General features: G+C 62.1%; 24 protein-coding genes. 20 read left to right on the top strand and 4 right to left on the bottom strand.

Going from position 1 to position 19,275, the window contains the following annotated elements; all coding sequences use genetic code 11:
- Positions 1–41: 41 nt before the first annotated feature.
- The 7 genes from M0808_RS27940 (at position 42) to M0808_RS27910 (ending at position 5,584) form a co-directional block, all read left to right on the top strand.
- A complete protein-coding gene (locus tag M0808_RS27940) occupies positions 42–1,172 on the top strand; it encodes a chemotaxis response regulator protein-glutamate methylesterase (RefSeq protein WP_247843148.1) in 1,131 nt (376 codons plus the stop codon).
- Positions 1,172–1,912, top strand: a complete 741-nt coding sequence (locus tag M0808_RS27935) for a flagellar motor protein (protein WP_007967839.1) — start codon at positions 1,172–1,174, stop codon at positions 1,910–1,912. The genes M0808_RS27940 and M0808_RS27935 overlap by 1 nt, the downstream gene beginning before the upstream one ends.
- Positions 1,913–1,927: 15 nt before the next feature.
- On the top strand, positions 1,928–2,818 hold the full coding sequence (gene motD, locus M0808_RS27930; protein WP_027613922.1) for a flagellar motor protein MotD: 891 nt from the start codon (positions 1,928–1,930) through the stop codon (positions 2,816–2,818).
- A 43-nt stretch (positions 2,819–2,861) separates the two neighbouring features.
- On the top strand, positions 2,862–3,650 hold the full coding sequence (locus tag M0808_RS27925) for a ParA family protein (RefSeq protein ID WP_003222933.1): 789 nt from the start codon (positions 2,862–2,864) through the stop codon (positions 3,648–3,650).
- 2 nt (positions 3,651–3,652) lie between these two features.
- Positions 3,653–4,615: a CheW domain-containing protein gene (locus M0808_RS27920; RefSeq protein ID WP_247843147.1), complete on the top strand. Its 963-nt coding sequence runs from the start codon at positions 3,653–3,655 to the stop codon at positions 4,613–4,615.
- A gap of 90 nt (positions 4,616–4,705) precedes the next feature.
- Complete coding sequence (locus tag M0808_RS27915) at positions 4,706–5,191, top strand: chemotaxis protein CheW (protein ID WP_003222936.1); 486 nt, start codon at positions 4,706–4,708, stop codon at positions 5,189–5,191.
- Positions 5,192–5,584 (top strand): DUF2802 domain-containing protein, encoded by a 393-nt coding sequence (locus tag M0808_RS27910; protein WP_007961680.1) that lies wholly within the window; start codon positions 5,192–5,194, stop codon positions 5,582–5,584.
- Between the two features lie 124 nt (positions 5,585–5,708).
- Here the strand turns inward: M0808_RS27910 and M0808_RS27905 are convergent, their stop codons facing one another.
- Complete coding sequence (locus tag M0808_RS27905; RefSeq protein ID WP_003222939.1) at positions 5,709–6,038, bottom strand: EscU/YscU/HrcU family type III secretion system export apparatus switch protein; 330 nt, start codon at positions 6,036–6,038, stop codon at positions 5,709–5,711.
- A complete protein-coding gene (locus M0808_RS27900) occupies positions 6,035–7,615 on the bottom strand; it encodes a flagellar hook-length control protein FliK (RefSeq protein WP_225137996.1) in 1,581 nt (526 codons plus the stop codon). Before M0808_RS27900 ends, M0808_RS27905 begins: the two co-directional genes overlap by 4 nt.
- Positions 7,616–7,812: 197 nt before the next feature.
- On the opposite strand from M0808_RS27900, the gene ccmA reads away from it, so the two are divergent.
- From ccmA to M0808_RS27850, 10 genes are all read left to right on the top strand, one after another.
- On the top strand, positions 7,813–8,448 hold the full coding sequence (ccmA, locus tag M0808_RS27895) for a cytochrome c biogenesis heme-transporting ATPase CcmA (RefSeq protein ID WP_027613927.1): 636 nt from the start codon (positions 7,813–7,815) through the stop codon (positions 8,446–8,448).
- Complete coding sequence (gene ccmB, locus M0808_RS27890; protein WP_003222942.1) at positions 8,445–9,113, top strand: heme exporter protein CcmB; 669 nt, start codon at positions 8,445–8,447, stop codon at positions 9,111–9,113. The genes ccmA and ccmB overlap by 4 nt, the downstream gene beginning before the upstream one ends.
- A 78-nt stretch (positions 9,114–9,191) precedes the next feature.
- Positions 9,192–9,947 carry a heme ABC transporter permease gene (locus M0808_RS27885; protein ID WP_003222943.1) on the top strand — a complete coding sequence of 252 codons (756 nt, stop codon included), beginning with the start codon at positions 9,192–9,194 and terminating at the stop codon, positions 9,945–9,947.
- On the top strand, positions 9,944–10,120 hold the full coding sequence (gene ccmD / locus M0808_RS27880) for a heme exporter protein CcmD (RefSeq protein ID WP_003222944.1): 177 nt from the start codon (positions 9,944–9,946) through the stop codon (positions 10,118–10,120). The genes M0808_RS27885 and ccmD overlap by 4 nt, the downstream gene beginning before the upstream one ends.
- Positions 10,117–10,572, top strand: coding sequence for a cytochrome c maturation protein CcmE (ccmE, locus tag M0808_RS27875; RefSeq protein WP_096796249.1), 456 nt, complete (start codon positions 10,117–10,119; stop codon positions 10,570–10,572). The genes ccmD and ccmE overlap by 4 nt, the downstream gene beginning before the upstream one ends.
- A 3-nt stretch (positions 10,573–10,575) precedes the next feature.
- Entirely contained in the window at positions 10,576–12,564 is a 1,989-nt protein-coding gene (locus M0808_RS27870; protein WP_247843146.1) for a heme lyase CcmF/NrfE family subunit, read from the top strand.
- A complete protein-coding gene (locus M0808_RS27865; protein WP_247843145.1) occupies positions 12,561–13,097 on the top strand; it encodes a DsbE family thiol:disulfide interchange protein in 537 nt (178 codons plus the stop codon). Before M0808_RS27870 ends, M0808_RS27865 begins: the two co-directional genes overlap by 4 nt.
- Positions 13,094–13,564 (top strand): cytochrome c-type biogenesis protein, encoded by a 471-nt coding sequence (locus M0808_RS27860; RefSeq protein WP_247843144.1) that lies wholly within the window; start codon positions 13,094–13,096, stop codon positions 13,562–13,564. The genes M0808_RS27865 and M0808_RS27860 overlap by 4 nt, the downstream gene beginning before the upstream one ends.
- The gene (gene ccmI, locus M0808_RS27855) at positions 13,561–14,763 is read left to right on the top strand and encodes a c-type cytochrome biogenesis protein CcmI (protein ID WP_247843143.1); all 1,203 of its coding nucleotides are present in this window, start codon (positions 13,561–13,563) and stop codon (positions 14,761–14,763) included. The genes M0808_RS27860 and ccmI overlap by 4 nt, the downstream gene beginning before the upstream one ends.
- Positions 14,764–14,790: 27 nt before the next feature.
- On the top strand, positions 14,791–15,195 hold the full coding sequence (locus tag M0808_RS27850) for a hypothetical protein (RefSeq protein ID WP_134785764.1): 405 nt from the start codon (positions 14,791–14,793) through the stop codon (positions 15,193–15,195).
- A 106-nt stretch (positions 15,196–15,301) separates the two neighbouring features.
- Here the strand turns inward: M0808_RS27850 and M0808_RS27845 are convergent, their stop codons facing one another.
- Positions 15,302–16,189, bottom strand: a complete 888-nt coding sequence (locus M0808_RS27845; protein ID WP_247843142.1) for a LysR family transcriptional regulator — start codon at positions 16,187–16,189, stop codon at positions 15,302–15,304.
- A gap of 267 nt (positions 16,190–16,456) precedes the next feature.
- Between M0808_RS27845 and M0808_RS27840 the strand changes: the two genes are divergently transcribed.
- Positions 16,457–16,669, top strand: coding sequence for a type II toxin-antitoxin system HicA family toxin (locus M0808_RS27840; RefSeq protein ID WP_247843141.1), 213 nt, complete (start codon positions 16,457–16,459; stop codon positions 16,667–16,669).
- A complete protein-coding gene (locus tag M0808_RS27835; RefSeq protein WP_007961664.1) occupies positions 16,669–17,073 on the top strand; it encodes a type II toxin-antitoxin system HicB family antitoxin in 405 nt (134 codons plus the stop codon). Before M0808_RS27840 ends, M0808_RS27835 begins: the two co-directional genes overlap by 1 nt.
- Positions 17,074–17,131: 58 nt before the next feature.
- Here M0808_RS27835 and M0808_RS27830 read toward each other — a convergent pair whose 3' ends face one another.
- Complete coding sequence (locus tag M0808_RS27830; protein ID WP_096796242.1) at positions 17,132–18,319, bottom strand: MFS transporter; 1,188 nt, start codon at positions 18,317–18,319, stop codon at positions 17,132–17,134.
- A 243-nt stretch (positions 18,320–18,562) separates the two neighbouring features.
- Here M0808_RS27830 and M0808_RS27825 point away from each other — a divergent pair, with 243 nt between their 5' ends.
- A complete protein-coding gene (locus tag M0808_RS27825) occupies positions 18,563–19,183 on the top strand; it encodes a DUF5666 domain-containing protein (RefSeq protein WP_202371184.1) in 621 nt (206 codons plus the stop codon).
- The last annotated feature ends 92 nt before the right edge of the window (positions 19,184–19,275 follow it).

Raw genomic sequence — 19,275 nt, 5'->3', positions numbered from 1 at the left:
CAGCGGGGCGACGACGTCCCGCTGCACCTAATGGAGTGTTTATGGCAGTCAAAGTCCTGGTGGTGGACGATTCGGGTTTTTTCCGCCGCCGCGTCTCGGAAATTCTTTCAGCGGATCCGAGCATCCAGGTGGTCGGTACGGCCACCAACGGTAAAGAGGCGATCGATCAGGCCCTGGCCCTCAAGCCGGACGTGATCACCATGGACTACGAGATGCCGATGATGGACGGCATCACGGCGGTGCGGCACATCATGCAGCGCTGCCCGACCCCGGTGTTGATGTTCTCCTCGCTGACGCACGAAGGCGCCCGGGTGACCCTGGATGCGCTGGACGCCGGTGCGGTGGATTTCCTGCCGAAGAATTTCGAAGACATCTCGCGCAACCCCGAGAAGGTCAAGCAACTGCTGTGCGAGAAGGTCCACAGCATCTCGCGCAGCAATCGTCGTTTCAGTGCCTACAGTGCGCCGGCTCCGGCCGCTGCACCGACGCCTGCGCCAGCCCCGGCGGCCTCGAGTTTCAGCAGCCACAGCGCCGCTGCTCCGACGCGTCCGGCTCCAGCACCTGCTCGTGCGCCAGCTGCCAGCGGGTCGTCGCCGGCACCGAAACGCAAAGCCTACAAACTGGTTGCCATCGGCACTTCGACCGGCGGCCCGGTGGCCCTGCAACGGGTGCTGACCCAGTTGCCGGCGAACTTCCCGGCGCCGATCGTGCTGATCCAGCACATGCCGGCGGCGTTCACCAAGGCGTTTGCCGAGCGCCTGGACAAGCTGTGCCGCATCAGCGTGAAAGAGGCCGAGGATGGCGACATCCTGCGTCCGGGCCTGGCGCTGCTGGCCCCGGGTGGCAAGCAGATGATGATCGACGGCCGTGGCGCGGTGAAAATCCTGCCGGGCGACGAGCGTCTGAATTACAAGCCGTGCGTGGACATCACCTTCGGTTCCGCAGCCAAGTCCTACGGTGACAAAGTTCTGGCGGTGGTCCTCACCGGCATGGGCGCCGACGGCCGTGAAGGCGCGCGTCTGCTCAAGCAGGGCGGCAGCTCGGTATGGGCACAAGACGAAGCAAGCTGCGTGATCTACGGCATGCCGATGGCCATCGTCAAAGCCGATCTGGCTGACGCGGTCTACGGCCTGGACGACATCGGCAAGCACATCGTCGAGGCGTGTATCTGATGGATGTTCTAAGCCTTATCGGGATTATCCTGGCGTTCGTCGCCATCATCGGCGGCAACTTCCTTGAAGGCGGTCACCTCGGCGCGCTGGCCAACGGCCCGGCGGCGCTGATCGTCCTCGGTGGCACCATCGGTGCCGCGCTGCTGCAATCGCCGATGAGCGCCTTCAAGCGCGCCATGCAGATTCTCGCCTGGATCCTGTTTCCACCGCGCGTGGACCTGGCCGGCGGCATCGACCGGGTGGTTAACTGGAGTCTCACCGCACGCAAGGAAGGCCTGCTCGGCCTGGAAGGCGTGGCCGATGCCGAACCGGACAACTACTCGCGCAAGGGCCTGCAACTGCTGGTCGACGGCGCCGAGCCGGAAGCGATCCGCAGCATCCTCGAAGTGGATTTCTACACCCAGGAAGCCCGCGACATCGAAGCGGCCAAAGTCTTCGAAAGCATGGGCGGCTACGCGCCGACCATCGGCATCATCGGTGCGGTCATGGGCCTGATTCATGTGATGGGCAACCTCGCTGATCCGACGCAATTGGGCAGCGGCATTGCCGTGGCATTCGTCGCGACCATCTACGGCGTGGCCAGTGCCAACCTGGTGTTGCTGCCGGTAGCGGCCAAGCTCAAGTCAATCGCGTTGCGGCAGTCGCGTTATCGCGAAATGTTGTTGGAAGGTATTTTGTCGATCGCCGAAGGTGAAAACCCTCGCTCTATCGAGCTGAAGCTTCAGGGCTTCATGGATTGATGGGGGTAATGGACTATGGCTCGCCGCAGGCATCAGGAAGAACACGTTAATCACGAGCGCTGGCTCGTGTCCTACGCGGATTTCATCACGCTGCTGTTCGCGTTCTTCGTGGTGATGTACTCGATCTCGTCGATCAACGAAGGCAAGTACAAGGTCATTTCCGAAGCGCTGATCGGGGTTTTCACCGACTCCGATCGCTCGCTCAAGCCGATTCCGATCGGTGAGGAACGGCCGAAAACCGTGACCCCGGCCAAGCCGCTGGTCAAGGACAGCGAGCAGGTTGACGCCGGTATCGCCGGGGCCAGCGATCCGCTGAAAAGCATTGCCGATGACATCAGTGCCGCGTTCGGCGACTTGATCGCTTCCAACCAGATGACCGTGCGCGGCAACGAGTTGTGGGTCGAGATCGAACTCAATTCCAGCCTGTTGTTCGGCAGTGGCGACGCAATGCCGAGTGATATCGCGTTCAACATCATCGACAAGGTCGCGGCGATCCTCAAACCGTTCGACAACCCGATTCACGTCGAAGGCTTCACCGACGATCAGCCGATCCGCACCGCGCAGTACCCGACCAACTGGGAACTGTCCTCGGCGCGTTCGGCGAGTATCGTTCGGATGCTGGCGATGCAGGGCGTCAACCCCGGGCGTCTGGCCTCGGTGGGTTACGGTGAGTTTCAGCCGGTGGCCAACAACGCCACCGCCGAAGGCCGGGCGAAAAACCGTCGCGTGGTGCTGGTGGTGTCGCGCAACCTCGATGTGCGCCGCAGTCTGACCGGTACCGGAACCGCCAATGCGCAACCGGACGCGGCATTGAAGCGCGCTGGCACACAAACTGCACCGTCCCCGGTCAAGACGCCGGGACGCGAGAGTGCCGTCAATTCTCCGTCGCCCGCATTAATACGCTGAGCTATGTCTCGGTCGAGCATCTCGACCGGGAGGAACGAACCGAATGAGAGTCTGGGCAGTCGCCAATCAAAAGGGTGGTGTCGGTAAAACCACATCTTCCATCGCTTTAGCCGGATTGCTGGCGGAGGCGGGCAAGCGCGTGGTTGTGGTCGATCTCGACCCGCACGGCTCGATGACCAGCTATTTCGGCTACGACCCCGACAGCCTGGAACACAGCAACTACGACCTGTTTCTGCACAAGGGCAGCGTACCGCAAGGCTTGCCCGGACAGTTGCTGCTGTCGACCAGCGACGAACGCATTTCCCTGTTGCCGTCGAGTACCGCACTCGCCACCCTTGAGCGCCAGTCGCCGGGGCAGAGTGGCCTGGGCCTGGTGATCGCCAAGAGTCTGGCGCAGCTGTGGCAGGACTTCGATTACGCGATCATCGACAGCCCGCCGTTGCTCGGCGTGCTGATGGTCAACGCTCTGGCCGCGAGCCAGCAACTGGTGATCCCGGTGCAGACCGAGCACCTGGCCGTCAAAGGTCTGGAGCGCATGGTCAACACCCTGGCGATGATCAACCGCTCGCGCAAACAGGCGCTGCCGTTCAGCATCGTGCCGACCCTGTTCGACCGCCGCACCCAAGCATCGCTGGGCACCTTGCGCGTGCTGCGTGACAAATTCCCGGAAGAGATCTGGCAGGGTTACATCCCGGTCGATACCCGTCTGCGCGACGCCAGCCGGGCCGGGGTCACGCCTTCGCAATTCGACGGCAAGAGTCGTGGCGTGCTGGCATACCGCGCGCTGCTCAAGCATCTGTTGGCGCAACAACTTGTTCCGCAGGTGGCTTGAGCATGAATCGGCCGATCAAACTGACATCGCGTCCGCAACTGGCGTTGCAGTCCTATCTGGACAGCTTGCTGCAGGAAATCCCTGACGAGTTGCCGCCAGTGGAAGTGCAGGTCGAGACGCCGGTCGAGGTGGTCGAAAGTGCTGCGGCGCTGGATGAATTCCAGGCGGCGGTACTGGAAGAGCAGGCGCGTGATGCGCAGAAAACCACCAAACCTGCCGCCCCGGTTGCCGCGCCTGCCGCCGCACCGATCGCCAAGGCGCCAGTGGCATTGATCGAAGAAGCCCAGCCGCCACGCGCGCCGGTTTCGACACTCGCACCGTTGTTGCAAACCCAATTGCTGAAAACCGCGCCGGAACCGGTCGTGGCCGAACCGGCGCCGGTGGCACCGGCACCCGTCGAACAGACGCTGGTGCCGCCAGTGGTGGAAGTGCACCTGCCACCGAGCAACACGCCGCCACCGGTGGAAACCGATGGCCGTCCGGCCTGGGCTTCGGAAGCCTTCGAATGTCTGTTGTTCGATGTTGCCGGGCTGACACTGGCGGTGCCGCTGGTGTGCCTCGGTTCGATCTATTCGCTGGCCGGCCACGAGTTGACGCCGCTGTTCGGGCAGCCGGAATGGTTCCTCGGGATTCTGCCGAGCCAGGCCGGCAATCTGAAAGTGTTGGACACGGCGCGTTGGGTCATGCCGGATCGCTATCGCGATGACTTCCGTCAGGGCCTGCAGTACGTGATTTCGGTACAAGGTTACGAATGGGGCCTGGCGGTGCATCAGGTCAGCCGTTCGTTGCGTCTGGATCCGAATGAAATCAAATGGAGAAGTCACCGGGGTCAGCGGCCATGGCTTGCCGGCACGGTGATCGAGCACATGTGTGCATTACTTGATGTAGCCGCGCTGGCCGAGTTGATCGCCAGCGGCGGGGCGAAGCACTTGGGCGGCCACAAGCCGCTACATAAATCGACATAGCAGCCGACATAACAGTCAGGCGAAGGCATTTTTCAATGCCTCCACACAGAACACACACCGCCCAGTGCGGTTTTTTCGAGGGGTCAGGGTATGAGTAGTCAGGCGACGAATGCAAAAGGTTCTGAAGATCCGATCCTGCAATGGGTGACCTTCAAGCTGGACAACGAAACCTACGGCATCAACGTGATGCGCGTTCAGGAAGTCCTGCGTTACACCGAAATTGCGCCGGTACCGGGTGCGCCAAGCTACGTGCTGGGCATCATCAACCTGCGCGGTAACGTGGTCACCGTGATCGACACCCGTCAGCGCTTCGGCCTGAACAGCGGCGAGATCAGCGACAACACCCGTATCGTCATCATCGAAGCCGACAAGCAAGTGGTCGGGATCATGGTCGACAGCGTGGCCGAAGTGGTTTATCTGCGTCAGTCGGAAATCGAGACCGCGCCAAACGTCGGCAACGAAGAGTCGGCCAAGTTCATCCAGGGCGTGTGCAACAAGAACAACGAGTTGCTGATCCTGGTCGAGCTGGACAAGATGATGAGCGAAGAAGAATGGTCGGAACTGGAGAGCATCTGATTGATTCTCGAGGTGGCGGTCATTGTCCTGTTCCTCTTTTGGGCAGGCACGCTGGCAATGTTTCTGGCGTACATCAAGGCGCAGCGGGTGATCGCTGCGCAACAGGCTCAGGGCGACGCGCTGCGTGATCAGCGCATCAAGGACCTGGCCAAGCGTGTCGACGACTATCAGAACGGCAACGTGCGCATGGGCGAAGCCCTGCACGAGCTGCGCTCGGTCGTCGGTCCGTTGCCGGACAAGATTGTCGCGCTGGAACAACGCGACCCGTCGAGCCTGTCGTTCGCCCAGGCGGCGAAACTGGTGGGCATGGGCGCGAGCGTCGATGAGCTGACCCAGTCCTGCGGCTTGACCCAGGCTGAGGCGGAGTTGATGCGCAAGCTGCACAGAAGCTGATTTTTGCGCTAAAGCTGAAATCGCCATTCGCGAGCAAGCCCGCTCCCACATTCGACCGCGATCCTATTGAAGGAATGCGATCAAATGTGGGAGCGGGCTTGCTCGCGAAGGGGCCTTCGAAACCTCAGTAATCATCCCCGCGTTCGGTAACGTCCTTCTCGACCATCGGCGCATCCGGGTCCTGCCCCTCGGGGAATTTCCCCTTCAGATTCCACGCGAACGCGATGATCTCGGCGATCGTGCGGTACAGCTCCTCGGGAATGCTGTCGCCCAGTTCCATCCGCGCCAACAGCCGCACCAGCTCGGCGTTTTCATAGATCGGCACTTCACAGTCGCGGGCGATGCGCAGGATTTCTTCCGCCAGTTCCTCGTCGCCCTTGGCGGTGAGGGTCGGGGCGTGGTTGCCGTCGTATTTGAGGGCGATGGCCTGGCGTGGAGCAGTGGAATCGTTCATGCGGTTTCGTCGACCCAGCGATGTTCGAGGCGGGTTTGGTTGCCTTGCGGCGGGGTGCCGAGGTGGCAATCGAGATCGCCGACATTCAGGCCGCGATCGAGCAGGCGCTGACGCAGGGCGAACAGATTGGTTTCGATCAGGTCGGCGGTGTATGGGCGCTCGGCCCAGAGCTGACTCGACAGGCTGCCAGCAATCAACTGCGCCTGAATCTGCATCGGCCCCAACGGCTCCATGTCGAACGCCAGGTCGACGCGCCACAGCTGCTGTTTGGGTTCGCGTTCGTCACGGCGTTCGTTGGGTTGCGGTTCTCTTTCCGGCGCTTCTTCGCGCTGAAACTTGACCTGCAACGGCACGATGTCCTGCAGGTTGCGCATGGGGATTTCCAGCTGCCAGGTGCTGAGCAAACGGCCGTCATCGGTGACACCGGTCTGTTCCAGGCTCGACAGCTGATGGCTTTGCAGGCGCGACACGGCGGCTGCAGCGAGGCGCAGCAGATGCTCAAGATCGCCTTCGCCGTCGAGGCTTTGCAGCAGGCGGTCAGGCAATGGGAAACTGCTCGGCATGGGTTTGGCGCTGACCTGACCGAGGGTGCCGAGGGCGTTGCGCACGAAGCTCGGCAGTGCTTGCGCCAGCGTGTTGGCAGCGATGATCGCGTTGAAACTGGCATTGCCCGGCGCACCCGGCGACAGCTGTGCGATCAGTTTGAGCAGATCGGCTTTCATGTCCGGGGCCAGCGCCGGATTCTGTCCGGTCAGCAATTTGGCTTCGAGGAAGGCGCCACTGTTGGCCAGGGCCAGCGCCACGCCTTTGGCGGTGCTCATTTGCTGCACATCGGGCAGGTTGGCGAGCAGGCGCGTGACGGCAGCGCGCAGGTCCTGCGAGGTCTGATCGTCGTCGCTCGGCAGGTTTTGCAGAGCATTGAGCAAACCGTCCAGCGAACCTTGGCGAGTCTGCTGGCCGAGCAGTTGCTGGCTTACCGCCAATTGCTCCTGGCGGCTGCTCAGTGGCACGAACTTGAGGGTTTGCGAGTCTTCGACCAGTGCCGAGAGCAGGGTGCCGATGCGCAGTGGCGTCGGGCTGTCGATGTCCAGTGTGGCGCCACTTTGCGCGGTGTTGAGCAGGCTCACCAGCGAGCGGTACACCGTCGGCTGTCCCGGCACTTGCGGCAGTGTCTGCGAGGTCAGCACCTTGCCTTGCAGCAGCGTGCCGACCGGCAACTGCGCGGTGTCGATGCGGGTGAGGGCGGCGACGCTGCTGGCAATCGCCTGTTGCACGGTGATCGCCAGATTGCCCGCCGACGGCTGAGTGACGGCCAGGTTGGTGCCGGTCGGCAACGGCAGGTTGCTGCTTGCTTGCACGGTGGTCTGCCGGCCGCCGTCGACGGTCACCTTGAGCAGCAGTTGAAAGGTCTGATCCGCCTGCTTGAGTGACAACACCTCGGCCTGGGCGCTTTGCCCGGCGCCGATCAAGCCTTCGACCGGGGTCAGCAGCTTGAGCAACTCACCGCTCATCACCAGCGGGCGCGTGTTCGCCGGGGTGGCGGGCGGCAGCGGGAGGATGTTCATTTCGCCTGTCATACGCGGACACAACCTGAGGAAATTGCGCTCTTGGGAGTAAGGCACGCCATGTATAATGCCGCGCGTCTTGCGCTTCGTTCAGAAAACATAGCAATTGTTTGATCCAGCTCTCTGGTTCGCACCGTCATTGCATTTATCCTGCATCTCTTTAACGGCCGCGCCAGAGCCGACTTGAACCGTATAAGGCCCGTGATCCCTTGACCAGTCCTGTCCTGCAAACCGTTGCCCTTGCCTGTGAGCGAGACCTGCGGCTGCTCTTCGAAAATCTCGAATTAAGACTGGCCAGTGGCGATATGGTGCAGATCAGCGGTCCCAACGGCAGCGGCAAGACCAGTCTGCTGCGCCTGTTGTCCGGGTTGATGCAGCCGACCAGCGGTCAAGTGCTGCTCAACGGCCAGCCCTTGACTGCACAACCGAGCGAACTGGCGCGCAACCTGTTGTGGATCGGCCACGCCGCCGGGATCAAGGACCTGCTGACCCCGGAAGAGAACCTGTCCTGGCTCTGCGCCCTGCATCGGCCGGCCGGGCGCGAGGCGATCTGGCAGGCACTGGCAGCCGTAGGATTGCGCGGATTCGAAGATGTTCCCTGCCACACCCTGTCCGCCGGTCAGCAACGCCGCGTGGCGCTGGCGCGGCTGTATCTGGACAGCCCGCCGCTGTGGATTCTCGACGAGCCGTTCACCGCGCTCGACAAACAGGGCGTGGCGCAGCTTGAAGAACACTTGGCCGGGCACTGCGAGCGCGGCGGTCTGGTGGTTCTGACCACGCACCACACACTGAGCCGGATGCCGGCCGGTTATCGCGATATCGATCTGGGGAACTGGGCAGTATGAGTGTGTTCGGCCTGCTGGTTGCCCGTGAGTCCCGTTTGCTGTTTCGTCGCCCGGCGGAACTGGCCAATCCGCTGATTTTCTTCGCCATCGTCATCGCCTTGTTCCCGCTGGCCGTCGGCCCGGAAACTCAAGTCTTGCAAAACCTGTCCCCGGGGTTAGTCTGGGTGGCCGCGTTGTTGTCGGTCCTGCTTTCGCTGGACGGACTGTTTCGCAGTGATTTCGAAGATGGCTCCCTGGAACAGTGGGTCCTTTCGCCGCACCCGCTGCCCCTACTGGTGCTGGCCAAGGTGCTGGCACACTGGCTGTTCTCGGGACTGGCACTGGTTCTGCTCTCGCCGTTGCTGGCGTTGATGCTCGGTTTGCCGGTCGCCTGCCTGCCGGTGTTGCTGTTGTCGTTACTGCTGGGTACACCGGTGCTGAGCCTGCTCGGTGCGGTGGGCGCGGCGCTGACGGTTGGTTTGAAACGCGGCGGCCTGTTGCTGGCGTTGCTGATTCTGCCGTTGTACATCCCGGTGTTGATCCTGGGCAGTGGCGCCTTGCAGGCCGCCTTGCAAGGCATGCCGGCGACCGGGTATCTGCTGTGGCTGGGTAGCCTGACCGCCCTGGCGATCACCCTGACACCTTTTGCAATAGCTGCTGGCCTGAAGATCAGCGTCGGCGAATAATGAGGTCTGGTTAAAATTTAACCAGCAAAGACCCTGAGACTGCTCACACCGATGAGCGGCACCCGTGATGGAAACAGTATGAACTGGACCTGGTTTCACAAGCTCGGCTCGCCCAAGTGGTTCTACGGCATCAGCAGCAGGTTTCTGCCGTGGCTGAGCATTGCCGCGTTGCTGCTGATCAGCGTTGGCGTCGTCTGGGGCCTGGCCTTCGCGCCGCCGGATTATCAGCAGGGCAACAGCTTCCGCATCATCTATATTCACGTGCCGGCTGCGATGCTCGCGCAGTCGATCTACGTGATGCTGGCGGTATGCGGCGTGGTCGGGCTGGTGTGGAAAATGAAACTGGCCGACGTCGCCCTGCAATGCGCGGCGCCGATCGGCGCGTGGATGACCGCTGTGGCGCTGGTCACCGGGGCGATCTGGGGCAAGCCGACCTGGGGCTCGTGGTGGGTCTGGGATGCGCGGCTGACGTCGATGCTGATTCTGCTGTTCCTGTATTTCGGGGTGATTGCCCTGGGCAACGCCATCAGCAATCGCGACAGCGCCGCCAAGGCCTGCGCGGTGCTGGCGATCGTCGGGGTGATCAACATCCCGATCATCAAGTACTCGGTGGAGTGGTGGAACACCCTGCACCAGGGCGCGACCTTCACCCTCACGGAAAAACCGGCAATGCCAGCTGAAATGTGGCTGCCGCTGCTGCTGACAGTGCTGGGGTTCTACTGCTTCTTCGGCGCCGTGCTGTTGCTGCGCATGCGCCTTGAAGTGCTCAAGCGCGAAGCCCGCGCCAGTTGGGTCAAAGAAGAAGTGCAGAACAGCCTGGAGGCCGCGCGATGAGTTTTGCTTCATTCGGCGACTTCCTCGCCATGGGCCACCATGGCCTGTATGTCTGGTCGGCCTACGGCATCTGTCTGGCGGTGCTAATCCTCAACGTGGTCGCACCGATCGCGGCCCGCAAGCGCTATCTGCAACAAGAGGCGCGTCGTCTGCGCCGGGAGAACGGCAAGTGAATCCGCTGCGCAAAAAACGTCTGACCATCATTCTGGCGATCCTGGTCGGGGTCGGCGCTGCCGTCGGCTTGGCCCTCAGCGCCCTGCAGGAAAACATCAACCTGTTTTACACGCCGACCCAGATCGCCAACGGTGAAGCGCCGCACGACACGCGCATCCGCGCCGGCGGCATGGTCGAGAAGGGCTCGCTGCAACGTTCGCCGGACTCGCTGGACGTCAAATTCGTTGTCACCGACTTCAACAAAGCCGTGACCATCACCTACCGCGGGATCCTCCCGGATCTGTTCCGCGAAGGGCAGGGCATCGTCGCATTGGGCAAACTCAATGCCGACGGCGTGGTGGTGGCCGATGAAGTGCTGGCCAAGCACGACGAGAAGTACATGCCGCCGGAAGTGACCAAAGCGCTGAAAGACAGTGGTCAATCGGCACCGACCCAAGCGAAGGAGGGTTGATCGATGACTTCTGCACTGTTTATTCCCGAACTCGGCCATCTGGCGATGATTCTGGCGCTGTGTTTTGCGCTGGTGCAGGCCGTGGTGCCGCTGTTCGGTGCGTGGCGCGGCGATCGTATGTGGATGGGCCTGGCCCAGCCGGCGGCGTGGGGTCAGTTTGCGTTCCTGCTGTTTGCCTTTGGCGCGCTGACTTACGCGTTCATGACCGACGATTTCTCGGTTGCCTACGTGGCGATGAACTCCAACAGCGCCTTGCCGTGGTACTACAAGTTCAGCGCGGTGTGGGGCGCCCACGAAGGTTCGCTGTTGCTGTGGGCGTTGATCCTCGGTGGCTGGACCTTCGCCGTGTCGGTGTTCTCCCGGCAGTTGCCGCAAGTCATGCTCGCCCGGGTGCTGGCGGTGATGGGCATGATCAGCACCGGTTTCCTGTTGTTTCTGATCCTCACCTCCAACCCGTTCTCGCGGATCCTGCCGCAGATTCCGGCCGACGGTCGTGACCTCAATCCGCTGCTGCAAGACATCGGCCTGATTGTGCATCCGCCGATGCTCTACATGGGGTACGTCGGCTTCTCGGTGGCGTTCGCCTTCGCCATTGCCGCACTGCTCGGTGGTCGTCTCGACGCGGCATGGGCACGCTGGTCGCGGCCGTGGACGATTGTCGCCTGGGCCTTCCTCGGCATCGGCATCACCCTCGGTTCATGGTGGGCGTACTACGAACTCGGCTGGGGCGGCTGGTGGTTCTGGGACCCGGTGGAAAACGCCTCGTTCATGCCATGGCTGGTCGGCACCGCGCTGATTCACTCGCTGGCAGTCACGGAAAAACGTGGCGTGTTCAAGAGCTGGACGGTGTTGCTGGCGATTGCCGCATTTTCGTTGAGCCTGCTCGGTACGTTCCTCGTGCGCTCCGGCGTGCTGACTTCGGTGCACGCGTTTGCCTCCGATCCTGAACGCGGTGTGTTCATCCTGATCTTCCTGCTGTTCGTGGTCGGCGGTTCGCTGACGCTGTTTGCGTTGCGCGCTCCGGTGGTCAAGAGCCAGGTCGGCTTCAACCTGTGGTCGCGGGAAACCCTGTTGCTGGGCAACAACCTGGTGCTGGTGGTGGCCGCGTCGATGATTCTGCTCGGCACGCTGTATCCGCTGATTCTTGATGCGATCAGCGGCGCCAAGCTGTCGGTAGGCCCGCCGTACTTCAACGCGCTGTTCATCCCGCTGATGGCGTTGCTGATGGTGGTGATGGCAGTCGGCGTGATCGTGCGCTGGAAGGACACCCCGGTGAAGTGGCTGGCGAACATGCTGACCCCGGTGTTGCTCGGCAGTGTCGCATTGGCCGTGGTGGCTGGTGTCGCTTACGGCGATTTCAACTGGGCGGTGATCGCGACGTTCCTGCTCGCCGCGTGGGTGTTGCTCGCCGGTGTGCGCGACATCTTCGACAAGACTCGCCACAAGGGCCTGATCAAAGGCCTGCCAACCCTGACCCGCAGCTACTGGGGCATGCAGATCGCTCACCTCGGCATCGCCGTATGCGCCCTCGGTGTGGTGCTGTCGAGTCAGAACAGTGCCGAACGCGACCTGCGTCTGGCGCCGGGCGAGTCGATGGATCTGGCCGGTTATCACTTCATCTTCGAAGGCGCCAAGCACTTCGAAGGGCCGAACTTCACCTCCGACAAGGGCACCATCCGGGTGATCCGCGACGGCAAGGAAGTCAGCGTGCTGCACCCGGAAAAACGCCTGTACACCGTGCAGAGTTCGATGATGACCGAGGCCGGGATCGACGCCGGTTTCACTCGCGATCTCTACGTTGCACTGGGCGAGCCGCTGGAAAACGGCGCGTGGGCGGTGCGGGTTCACGTCAAACCGTTCGTGCGCTGGATCTGGTTTGGCGGTCTGCTGACCGGTCTGGGCGGATTGCTGGCGGCGCTGGATCGGCGTTATCGAGTCAAGGTCAAAGCCAAGGTGCGTGAAGCCCTCGGCCTGCAAGGAGCGGCTGCATGAGACGTTGGTTGATGCTGGTACCCCTGGCGATGTTCCTGCTGGTGGCGGTGTTTCTGTATCGCGGTCTGTACCTCGATCCGGCGGAGCTGCCGTCGGCGATGATCAACAAGCCCTTCCCGGAATTCAGCCTGCCGAACGTGCAGGGCGACAAGACCCTGACCAAGGCTGACATTCTCGGCAAACCGGCGCTGGTCAACGTCTGGGGCACCTGGTGCATTTCCTGCCGGGTCGAGCACCCGGTGCTGAACAAACTGGCCGAGCGCGGCGTGGTGATCTACGGCATCAACTACAAGGACACCAACGCCGATGCGTTGAAGTGGCTGGCCGAATTCCACAACCCGTACCTGCTGGATATCCGTGACGACGAAGGTTCGCTGGGCCTCAACCTCGGCGTGTACGGTGCGCCGGAAACCTTCTTCATCGACGCCAAGGGCATCATCCGCGACAAGTACGTCGGGGTGATCGACGAACAGGTCTGGCGCGAAAAACTTGCAGCCAAATATCAGGCGCTGGTCGATGAGGCCAAGCCATGAAGCGTTTTCTGGCTACCGTAGTCTTGGGCCTGAGTCTGGCCGGCATGGCGCATGCCGCGATCGACACTTACGAGTTCGCCAAGGAAGGCGATCGCGAGCGCTTTCGTGAACTGACCAAGGAACTGCGCTGCCCCAAGTGCCAGAACCAGGACATCGCCGACTCCAACGCGCCGATTGCCGCCGACCTGCGCAAAGAGATTTTCCGCATGCTCGGCGAGGGCAAGGACAATCAGCAGATCATCGATTTCATGGTCGATCGCTACGGTGATTTCGTCCGCTACAAACCGGCGCTCAATGCCAAGACAGCCTTGCTTTGGTTCGGCCCGGCCGGTCTGTTGTTCGGCGGTCTGGTGGTGATCGCGGTGATCGTTCGCCGACGCCGCGCACAACGCACCGAGACCCCGCCATCGCTGTCCACCGAAGAGCGTCAGCGCCTCGACCAACTGTTGGATAAAAACCAAGAATGATTGATTTCTGGCTTGCCGCAGGGCTGTTGCTTCTGGTCGCCCTGAGTTTTCTGCTGATCCCGGTTTTGCGTGGCCGTCGCGCCCAGCGTGAAGAGGATCGAACTGCCCTGAACGTGGCGCTGTATCAGGAGCGCGTGGCCGAGCTGCAAGCGCAGCAGGCTGAAGGTGTACTCAATGTGGCGCAAATGGACAGCGGGCGCGCGGAAGCTGCGCGTGAACTGCTCGCCGATACCGAAGGCGTTGCCGCACCGCGTGTGTCGAAACTGGGCAAGCCGTTGCCGTTGTTGGCAGCGGTGCTGGTGCCGGTGTTGGGCCTGGGTCTGTACCTGCATTTCGGTGCTGCCGATAAAGTCGAACTGACCCGCGAATTCGCCCAGGCGCCGCAGTCGATGGAAGAGATGACCCGGCGTCTGGAGCGTGCTGTTGCGGCGCAACCGGATTCGGCGGAAGGCCTGTACTTCCTCGGGCGCACCTACATGGCCCAGGATCGTCCGGCGGACGCGGCGAAGATGTTCGAACGCGCCGCCAACCTGGCCGGTCGCCAGCCGGAACTGCTCGGCCAGTGGGCGCAGGCGCAATACTTTGCTGACGGCAAGAAGTGGTCGGACAAGATCCAGGCCCTGACCGATGAAGCGCTGAAAGCCGATCCGAAAGAAGTCACCAGCCTCGGTCTGCTCGGCATCGCCGCGTTCGAGGGTGAGCGTTATCAGCAGGCAATCGACTATTGGAACCGGCTGCTGGCGCAGTTGCCAGAGGGCGACAACTCCCGCGCCGCCTTGCAGGGCGGGATCGAGCGAGCCACCGAGCGCCTGCAAGCCAGTGGCGGCAAGGTTGCCGCCGCGCCAGCAGCCAAGGTTGCCGCTCTGCTCAAGGTGCGCGTCGATCTGGCCAGCGAACTCAAAGGCCAGGTGCAACCGGGCGACAGCGTGTTCATCTTCGCCCGCGCCGTTTCCGGCCCACCGGCACCGCTGGCGGCCAAGCGTCTGACCGTGGCCGATCTGCCGGTCACTGTCGAATTGGGCGATGCCGACGCGATGATGCCGCAGTTGAAACTGTCGAACTTTCCTGAAGTCCAACTGGTTGCACGCATCTCTCGCGCCGGTCAGCCAACCGCCGGGGAGTGGGTAGGTCGCAGCGGCCCGCTGGCCAGCAGCACCACCGCGCCGCAAACACTGACCATCGACAGCCCGGACAAATAACCCCGGAACCCACAGGAAAGCACCGCCATGCACAGCCTCGCCCGCATCTCCGTCATCACATTGGCCTTGAGCATGAGCGCATGTGCGGTGCACCGACCGGAACCGACCACCAACCTGCCGCCGATCCCGCCGTCGCAACCGAGCCCGACCCCGTCGACCTCGCCGACTCCGGGCAAAAGCATCCCGGCCAAACCGTCCAAGCCAGTCCCACGCACCTCAGCCAGCTTCGCCCCACCACCGGGCGGCAACAGCCACTGGGACCAGAAACTCGGCGTCTACGTCCTCGACGACCAGCCCAACACCTTCTACCGCCAGCGCACCTACTTCCGCTGGAACAACGGCTGGACTCGCTCCGTCAGCCCCAACGGCCCTTGGGAAGACACCGATATCCACGGCGTACCGCCGGGATTGGGCAAACAGTTCGGGCAGTGATGAAAAAACGGCGATCTCTGGATCGCCGTTTTTTTGTGTGTTGCCGGGCATTGATGATGTCCCTGTAGGAGCTGGCGAAGCCTGCGATCTTTTGATTAGCTGTTTTTCACAATCCGCTGGTCAACAACCCCTGCACATAATCCACAAACGCCCGCGCCTTCGCACTGACCATCCGCCCCGTGGGAAACACCGCCCACAAGTCCTGATCCGGCAATACCCATTCGTTCATCACCGCCCTGACCGCACCGCTTGCCAGCTCCGGGGCGAACATCCATTGCGAGGCGATGGTCAGGCCCTGATCGGCCAGCACGGCTGCGCGCAAACCCTCGGCGGCGCTGACACGCAGGCGGCCGGTGAGGGTTTGCGTCTGCTGTTCGCTGCCTTGGGTGAAGGTCCAGGTGGCGCCGCCGCTGAGGTTGTAGACGATGCCTTGGTGCTGATCCAAATCGGCAGGGCAGCTCGGCTCGCCGTGGCGGGCGAAGTAGACCGGGGTACCAAGCACCACGCGGCGGCAGTCGGCGATCTTGCGCGCGGTGAGGCTGGAGTCGCTGAGCGGGCCCATGCGCAGGGCGACGTCGATGCCTTCTTCGACCAGATTGATATTGCGGTCATCGAGCATCAGGTCGATGTTCAGCTGTGGATGCTGTTCGAGAAACGGCCCCAGTTGCGGCACGACGTGCAGGCGGCCGAAAGTCACCGCCGCGCTGATGCGCAGGTTGCCGCTTAAACCGCTGGCGCTGCCACGGGCGGCGTTATCGGCTTCGTTGGCTTCGTCGATGGCACGCCTGGCCCGCTCGAAAAACGCCAGTCCGGCTTCGGTCGGGGTCAGGCCGCGGGTCGAGCGCAGCAACAGGCTGACAGCCAGGCGTTTTTCCAGCTGAGCGATGGTTTTCGACACGGCGGGCTGGCCGATATTCAAGCGTCGGGCGGCGGCGGAAAAGGAGCCGGTTTCGACCACGTAGACGAAGGTTTCCATGGCGGCGAGGCGGTCCATCAGTCTTCCTGCAAATCTGAAAGTTGTCGTAGTCCCCTTGTGGGAGCGGGCTTGCTCGCGAAAGCGGTCTGACATTCAGCATATGTATTGGCTGATCCAACGCCTTCGCGAGCAAGCCCGCTCCCACAGGGAATAGGGTGCTGAGTGTAATCCGCGTCCATTCAATCACATGCGGTAAAACAACCAAACGTCGTCCTGCAGATTTATGTGCTTGAGTAAAGATAACTCTAGAGTTATTTTTATTCGGCCGGAGCAAGGAGGCACCAGGTGCAAAGCAGGCTATTGATCGAGGAGCTGGAGGAGGCAGGCTGGACGCTGGATCGAGTCACCGGCAGTCATCACATCTTCACGCATCGTTACAACCCGTACACCATTCCCGTTCCTCACCCTAAAAAGGATTTGCCGCTGGGGACGGTCAAAAGCATCAGGAGGCGTGCCGGGTTGTACCACCCGCCAGCCAGCTACAAGGGAGATCCATAATGCAATATCCGATCTGCATCGAATGGGGTGACGACAACACCGCCATCGGTATTCAGATACCTGACATTCCCGGCGCCGTCACGGCCGGGGACACTTTCGAGGACGCCTATAACGCAGCCGTTGAAGTCGCCCATCTCATGTTGCAGGAGATGGCGGCGGACGGGGAATCGATTCCGATGCCGACGTCGGCAGCGGCCCATCGCAATAATCCGGAGTTTGCCGACATGGGCTGGGGGATGCTCGAGCTGGATATCTCGCCGTACATGGGCAAGACCGAGAAGGTCAACGTGACGTTGCCAGGCTATGTGATCCAGCGCATCGATCGCTATGTGCGTGAACACAATGTCAAAAGCCGCTCTTCGTTTCTGGCAGATGCGGCGATGGAGAAGCTGGTTCGGTATTAAGCGTCATCGCTCTCACAGGCCCAGTGAGCAACCTGTGGGAGCGAGCCTGCTCGACATCTTACGCCGTTGCCAAAGCACCACGCTGCGACGCACTCAGGAACCGCAACAACGCCAGCAGCGGGAACGCGCTACCGACAATCACGATCCACAACCAGCCGCCATGCTCATACACCGCACTGGCGACCGACGAGCCGAAAGCGCCGCCGATGAAGATGCTGGTCATGTACAGCGCGTTGAGGCGACCACGGCTTTTGGCGTCCAGCGAGTAGACCGCGCGCTGGCCGAGAACCATGTTCATCTGCACGCAGAAGTCCAGTACCACGCCGGTCACCGCGAGGCCGATGACGCTGTAGGCCGGGTGAATGAAGGCCGGCAGGAAGCTCAGGCTGGCGAACAGCATGGCCAGCAGCGAAGCGATGCGGGTGTGGCCGGCGTCAGCCAGGCGTCCGCTGATCGGCGCGGCGATGGCACCGATGGCACCGACCAGCGCGAAGATCGCAATCTCGCTTTGCGACAGACCGTGGTTGCGCGCCAGTTCCAGTGGCACCGCTGTCCAGAACAGGCTGAAGGTGGCGAACATGCAGCCCTGATAAAACGCCCGCTGACGCAGCACCGGTTGCTGGCGCAGCAGGGTCCACAGCGAGCCGAGCAACTGGCCGTAGGAAGCGCTGTGATCCGGTTGACGCTTGGGCACGGTCAACGCCAGCACCACGCTGATCGCGGCCATCAACGCCGCGGCAATCATGAACATCGCACGCCAGCCGAAATGGTCAGCCACTACGCTCGACACCGGCCGCGCCAGCAGAATGCCCAGCAGCAGGCCGCCCATGATCCCGCCGACCACCCGGCCACGGGATTCTTCCGGCGCCAGATGCGCGGCCAGCGGAATCAGGATCTGCACCGACACCGAACTGAAGCCCACCAGCAACGAGATCAGCAGGAACACGTTCGGCTGACTGGTGAACGCCGCGCCGAGCAGGCTGGCAATCGCCACCACGGTGGTGATGATCATCAGCCGGCGGTTTTCCAGCAGGTCGCCCAGCGGCACCAGGAAGAACAGGCCCAGCGCATAGCCGATCTGCGTCAGCGAAACGATGAAGCTGGCCATGGTGTCGGAGAGGCCGATGTCCGGCGCGATCAGCCCGATGATCGGTTGCGCGTAGTAGATGTTGGCGACGATCGCGCCGCAGCAGAAGGCGAACAGCAGCACCATGCCTCGGGTCATTGCGTGAGTTGTGGCGTTCATAAGGTTTCTCGATCCAGCGAAAGGGAATGCGGTGAGGCTAAGGGACGCACCGAAGCGGCGGTAGAAGCCTTGTATCGATAGCAGTTATTCCATTGCGGAATGATTGGCTTCAACGGCGGTGTCGTCCGTCGGCGAACCTTGCGTCCGGCCGGGGAGGGCTGATGATACATTCACTTACATCTTCTTCGATAGCGTGCTTATGTTTACCGCTGCGCTTTTACTGTTCATCAACGGAGGATTGCCATGTTGCGTCAGCTGCTGTGTCACACCACCACGATTGCCTTGATTGGTCTGCTCAGTGCCACTGCGGTGCAGGCTGCCGATGCCCCGGGCATGCGTCTCGGCGTGCGCGGTGAGATCACCGGGGTCAGCGCCGATTCGCTGAAAGTCCACGTCAACAGCGGCGAGAACGTGCTGATCCGGTTGACTGCGGACACCAAGGTGCGTGCCGTCACGCTGGCGAATATCGAAGACATCAAACCCGGCAGCTACATTGGCTCGGCCGCCATGCCGCAGGAGGATGGCACGCTCAAGGCGCTGGAAGTGCACGTATTTCCGCCGGAACTGGCTGGCAGCGGTGACGGCCATCGGCCCTTTGATCTGGCCAAGGGCAGCAGCATGACCAATGGCAGTGTCGGTGATCTGGTGGTCAGCAATGGCCGGGTGCTGACCGTCAACTACAAGGGCGGGCAGCAGAAGATCCTGGTGCCGGAGGACGTGCCGATCGTCAACCTGACGCCGGGGGATCGCAGCTTGCTCAAGGTCGGGGTGAAGATTGTCAGCTTCGTGACCCAGGACGCAGACGGCACGTTGACCGCGCAATCGATTTCCGCCGGCAAGGATGGCGTCACGCCGCCTATGTAAAAGCCCCTCACCCTAACCCTCTCCCGGAGGGAGAGGGGACTGTTTGGGGGATGCTGAAGCAATTTGCCGACCTGAAACTTGGTTGCCGAATA

Source organism: Pseudomonas sp. MWU12-3103b (assembly GCF_023100615.1).
Lineage (GTDB): Bacteria > Pseudomonadota > Gammaproteobacteria > Pseudomonadales > Pseudomonadaceae > Aquipseudomonas > Aquipseudomonas putida_A.
The sequence above is the reverse complement of the archived record's forward strand: the minus strand, read 5'-3'. Positions and strand labels throughout refer to the sequence as shown.